Consider the following 5,649-nt stretch of genomic DNA (forward strand, 5'->3'; position numbering starts at 1 on the left):
GTCGAGCCGTTGAAGACGCCATACGGTGAAATGCGAATTCCCACCCGGTCCGCGCCAATCGCCGCCGCCGTACGCTTCGCGATTTCCAGTGCGAACCGAAGACGGTTTTCGACCGAGCCGCCCCAGCGATCGGTGCGCTGGTTCGACGCGACGTTGAGGAACTGTTCGATCAGGTAGCCGTTTGCACCATGCAGTTCGACGCCATCGAAGCCGGCTTCGATCGCCAGTCGCGAGGATTGCGCGTACTCCGCGATCGCATGCTCGATGTCGTCCTCGGTCATCGCCTCGGGCACCGGAAACGGCTGCATGCCGGCACTGTCGGTGTACATCTCGCCCGGCGCGGCAATCGGCGATGGACCGAGCACACGGGCATCGGCGGGGAGGTTCGCCGGGTGGCTCACGCGGCCGGTGTGCATCAACTGCACGAAGATATGACTGCCGTCCTTGTGCACGGCATCGGTCACCATCTTCCAGCCGGCAGCCTGTTCTGCGGAGTACATCCCTGGAATCCGTGGGTAGCCCAGACCATTGGGAGACGGCGAGGTGCCTTCGGTCAGGATCAGTCCGGCTTCCGCACGCTGCGAATAATAGGTGGCGACCAGATCGCCCGGGACGTTGCCGATGCTGCGGCTCCGTGTCATCGGCGCCATGACCACGCGATTCTTCAGTTCGATCGGGCCGAGGCGATAGGTGGAATACAGCGGTGAATCGGTCATGCGAGATCTCCGGGAAGACAGTTGACGTCAATGCGTTCACGTTGTGGCTCCTGAGCACACCGATTGCAAGGAGTCCGAAGGCGACGATCTGTTGCCGGCAAGGAAACAATCGCCGGGGCAAGTCGGGTCGGGTGCCGTCGAGGACTCGGCATGTCCCTTTCCGCGGCTCGTCAACGCATGCCGATTGCGCGATCTGCGATAGCCGTCATGCGTTCAGCATTGCGCTGTCGTGGTGATGCTGGGATATTGGCTCGTCCGCACGGATCAGGGGATGGTGCTCGCAATGCACGTTCGTTCGCCCACAGTGCTTTTCTGGGTCGCGGGGTTGGTGCTGGTTCTGCTGATCGCGTTGCTGCGTTATGCAGGCCACCCTCAAGTCGACGCATCGCCTGTGTCGTCGCCAAGCGCAATCTACGCGCGCGTGATGTCCGGCGAAGTTGCCGGCCGCGCAGAGCGCGTCCGGCCTACGAATCGTTCATCCGTCAAAGCCGTTCGCGAACAGTTGGGGTACCACGCGGATCGATCCGGCCATGCCTTGGCTGTAGTGCACGTCGCAGAAGAATGGGAACTCGCCGGAAGCAGTCAGTACCCGGTTCTCTTCACTGCCGATGCCGATCGATCCGACCGGGCTCGCAGGGTCGATCGTCGCCACACCGGCCTCGACGGTGCCGCCGTAGAGTGGATGCATCCCGAAATCCGGCACGGCACGGAACGTGACCATGGTTCCTTCGCTGATCGTCACGCATCTCGGGCGATAGCGATACGGATTGGTCGGGTCATCGTTGGCGATCGACACGTGCGCCAGACCGCGACGATCGGCAAAGTCGCCGTCGACGCAATTGTTGAGTGCGAACACCCGCATCGGCACGCAGGCTCCGAAAAGGACGAACGCGATGGACAGACGGCAAGCTGGGTGATTCACGCTGTGACCGCTCTCACATAGACTCGGGAGCATACGACGTAGTGTCACCGGCTTGGTGGCGTCGGTCAAAGCAGGGGACATCGATGAGTGCAGTTTTCGGGCGATGCGCAATCGCCTTCGCGCTGGCGAGCGGCGCATCCGTTGCATGTGCCGGCGACCATGTCTTTGATTCCGGCTTCGACGATGCATCCGAAGGCCCGCATTCGGATGCGCAGTCCGCGCGATTCCTCACCCAGTCGACGTTTGGAGCGACGCTCCCCGAAATCACGCGGCTGCGCGACCTCGGCTACCGCGCGTGGCTCGACGAGCAATATGCGTTGCCGGCTTCGCATCATCGCCCCTACCTCGAGGCGCAGGCGGCGGCAGGCCTCAATGTCTATCAGAACAGCCGGCAGGAGGCATGGTGGCTCAACGCGGTGAATGCGCCGGATCAGCTGCGCCAGCGAGTCGCCTTTGCGTTGAGCGAACTGTTCGTCGTCTCCGACCGGAATGGCTCGATCGAGAACGAGCCGATTGCGATGGCGAATTACCAGGACGTGCTGGTCGACGGCGCGCTCGGCAATTACCGCACCCTGCTTGCGAACGTGACACTCAATCCGGTGATGGGCCACTACCTGTCGATGTTCAAGAATCGCAAATCGGACGCGACGCAGAACATCCGCCCGGACGAGAACTACGCACGCGAAATCATGCAGCTGTTTTCGGTCGGGCTGGTGCAGCTCGCGCCGGACGGAACGCCGCTGCTCTCCAACGGCCAGCCGATTCCGACCTACGATCAGGACACCATTCGCGGCTTCGCGAACGTGTTCACCGGCTGGAACTGGCACGCCTGCCCGAGGCCACAGGGCGGCCAGCCGTGGGAGTGGGAATACTGTCCCGTCGGCGATTTCGGCTGGCTGCTGCCGATGGATTCATGGGAGTCGTTTCACGCGAGCGACGACAACAAGCAGCTGACCGTATATCCCGGAGTCGCGCTCGCAGGCGGCGTACTGCCGGGTGGCGAAACGGCACAGGGCGATCTCGACGCCGCCCTCGACAATCTGTTCAATCATCCGAACGTTCCGGCGTTTGTTGCGCGACACCTGATCAAGAGGCTCGTCACCGGAAATCCGAGCGCGGCATTTGTCGGACGCGTTGCGGCCGTCTTCGCCAACAACGGGCTTGGCGTCCGCGGCGATCTTGACGCGACGGTGCGTGCGATGCTGCTCGATCCGGAAGCACGCGCGCTGCCAACACTCGCGAGCAATGCCGGCAAGTTGAGTGAGCCACTGCTGCGCCTCAGCCGTTTGTGGCGCGTGTTCTCCGCACGTGCCGACGATGGCCGCTATCGGGAATGGAATCCCGAAGGCTATCTTGGCCAGGCGCCACTGCGCGCGCCAACCGTGTTCAATTTCTTCCTGCCCGACTACCAGCCGCCTGGCGAGCTCTCCTCGCTCGGCCTGGATGCGCCGGAGTTCCAGATCACCACCGACACGACGATTGCGAGCACCGCGAACGGATTGGGCGCGAAGGTGTATTACTTCTGGCGCGGCTCCGACTCGCAGGGACCGGAAGACATCGTCGTCGACCTGGCCCCTGAAGTCGCTCTCGCGGGCGACGCCGTGCAACTCGTCGATCGCTTTGATCTCCTCTTCATGAACCGCACGATGTCCTCTTTCATGTTCGACACGCTGGTCGCTTACGTGCAGGGCATGCCTTCCGGAAGTGACGCCGAGCGACGCCAGCGTGTGCAGGATGCGGTGTGGCTGATCCAGACCTCCCCCGAATACGTGATCGAGCGGTGATGCCATGAAACGTCGCGACTTCCTTCAGCGCGCCCTGTGCGCCACCGCCAGCTCCGCGCTGTTCTCGCAGTTTGCCGGCAAGCTTTCGATCGCCCATGCGGCCGCGACGGTCGATCATCGACTGCTCGGCAGCGACTACCGCGCACTCGTTTGCATTTACATGTACGGCGGCAACGATGCGTTCAACATGCTCGTGCCAACCAGCGCAACCCAATACGCGCAATACCAGACTGCGCGTGGTGCACTCGCTCTGCCCCTTGGCGATCTGCTGTCGCTCAATCCGCAGACCACGCCGAGTGACGGCAGCAACTATGGCTTGAACCCCGCGATGCCGCTGCTGCGCGGGTTGTTCAATCAGACATCCTCCCCGCTGGCGATCGGCGCCAACATTGGCCCGTTGCTGTACCCGACATCGAAGGCCGACTATCAATCGGGTGCGGTGCCCGTGCCTGCGCAACTTTTTTCACACAGCGACCAGAGCGTGGTGTGGCAGCGCCCGAATGCGGATGCGATCACGCGCCGCGGCTGGGGCGGTCGACTGGCCGACATTTTCCACACCAGCAACACCAATCCGACGCTGTCGATGAATATTTCGGTCGATGGCGAGAATGTGTTCCAGGCGGGCGATGTCGTCGTTCCCTATTTCGTCGGCGAAAGCGGCGCGCAGGGCGTCGGCAATCTCAATCCGCAATGGGATGCTGCACGGCGCGCCGCATTTCTTGCACTGCGCGATGCTGCGCAAGGCAATGCGCTGCAACGCCAGTACGCCGGCGTGATGCGTCGATCGATGAACAACGAGGCGATGATCACCGATGCGCTCGATGGTGAAAATGCGCTGGCCACGCCGTTTCCCGACACCTCGCTGGGTCGCAAGCTGCGCATGGTGGCGCGCCTCATCAATGTCCGTTCGCCGCTGCAGATGCAACGCCAGATCTTCTATGTCGGCATTGGCGGTTTCGACACGCATGACAACCAGTTGGAGGACCAGGGAACGCAACTGGGCCAGCTGGATGCCGCGCTCGCTGCGTTCTACGCAGCCACGCAGGAAATGAGCGTCGCCGACAAGGTCACCAGTTTCACCGCGTCGGAATTCGGTCGTACCACCAGCATCAACGGCGACGGCACGGATCACGGCTGGGGCAGCCATCATCTCGTCCTCGGCGGCGCGGTCAACGGCCGCCGCATCTACGGCACGCTGCCCCAGCTCAGCGTCGGTGGTCCCGACGATGCGGGCTATGGACAGATCATCCCGACCACCGCGGTCGATCAATACGCCGCAACCCTTGCGAAATGGTATGGCGTGGCGCCGGGCGACATGTCCACCGTGTTCCCGAACCTCGGACGCTTCGCGACGCCGGACCTGGGGTTCATGGCGGCATCGTGAGTGCGCGCAACAGGTGCGAACGCAGATCTTGATCATGCGCGCTGCGTCGCAGACCGCCGCGATGCCATGATTGCAAACCCGGGAATTCGTTGGAGCATGCGCGTGTCGGCCCGTGCTGCGCACGCATTCCTTTTGGTGAATGCCTGGAGGCAAGAATGACCATCGCCGAGTGGTGTCTGTTTGCCGCCGTCCTCGTGTTTCTCCTGACGATTGCGCCGTTCAAGCCGCTGGGCTGGCGTGAATTCGACAATGCGCGTCCACGCGATCCCGGGTTCTGGTCCACACCGATGCGTCAACGCGCACTGGGCGCCCATCACAATGGCATCGAGACCTTTCCGTTTTTTGCGGTTGCCGTACTTCTGGCCGAATTCAGGCACGTGCCGCAACCCACCATCGATGCACTGGCCGTCGCATTCGTCGTGACGCGTATGGCCTTCGTCGCCGCGTATCTCGCAGATTTTGCGTGGACGCGCACCGCGATCTGGAATATCGGATTCGCGATCAACGTTGCGCTGTTCTTCTCGCCGTGGTGGAGCAAATGATGCCTGTTCCGTCGTATGCTGGATCGCCGAACAACCCGAAAGGATTGGTGCGCACCGCTCATCACCCGGTGCTTGTCGACCGCGTCGGGTAGAAGCATGAGGGCGCACCGGACGAGCCGTCGAGTCCGCGCCTCGATTGTTGGACCAGCGTGATCGCGCTGCGATGGACGCACGATGGAGCTTGCACTCAAATCGGACGACGAGATTCTTGCGGTGGCGGATCCGATCATGGACAACCTGATGCGCGCGTCGACCGCGATCGATTACCACCGGCACACGCGCGATTTCACCGAACGCGCTC

5 protein-coding genes are annotated in these 5,649 nt (G+C 62.6%); 3 read left to right on the top strand and 2 right to left on the bottom strand.

Annotated features, from left to right (window positions below):
* A partial coding sequence (locus tag ABIV12_RS13130; protein ID WP_348060001.1) for an alkene reductase occupies positions 1 to 716 on the bottom strand: 716 nt, incomplete at its 3' end.
* A gap of 475 nt (positions 717 to 1,191) precedes the next feature.
* Positions 1,192 to 1,584 carry a plastocyanin/azurin family copper-binding protein gene (locus ABIV12_RS13135; protein WP_348060006.1) on the bottom strand — a complete coding sequence of 131 codons (393 nt, stop codon included), beginning with the start codon at positions 1,582 to 1,584 and terminating at the stop codon, positions 1,192 to 1,194.
* A gap of 137 nt (positions 1,585 to 1,721) precedes the next feature.
* Here ABIV12_RS13135 and ABIV12_RS13140 point away from each other — a divergent pair, with 137 nt between their 5' ends.
* The 3 genes from ABIV12_RS13140 to ABIV12_RS13150 all read left to right on the top strand — a co-directional run bounded on the left by ABIV12_RS13140 (position 1,722) and on the right by ABIV12_RS13150 (position 5,348).
* A complete protein-coding gene (locus ABIV12_RS13140) occupies positions 1,722 to 3,422 on the top strand; it encodes a DUF1800 family protein (RefSeq protein WP_348060008.1) in 1,701 nt (566 codons plus the stop codon).
* 4 nt (positions 3,423 to 3,426) lie between these two features.
* Positions 3,427 to 4,806, top strand: coding sequence for a DUF1501 domain-containing protein (locus ABIV12_RS13145; RefSeq protein WP_348060010.1), 1,380 nt, complete (start codon positions 3,427 to 3,429; stop codon positions 4,804 to 4,806).
* Positions 4,807 to 4,961: 155 nt separating this feature from the next.
* Positions 4,962 to 5,348, top strand: a complete 387-nt coding sequence (locus ABIV12_RS13150) for an MAPEG family protein (protein ID WP_348060012.1) — start codon at positions 4,962 to 4,964, stop codon at positions 5,346 to 5,348.
* The last annotated feature ends 301 nt before the right edge of the window (positions 5,349 to 5,649 follow it).

This window comes from Dokdonella sp. (assembly GCF_039926425.1).
In the GTDB taxonomy this organism is placed as follows: domain Bacteria; phylum Pseudomonadota; class Gammaproteobacteria; order Xanthomonadales; family Rhodanobacteraceae; genus Dokdonella_A.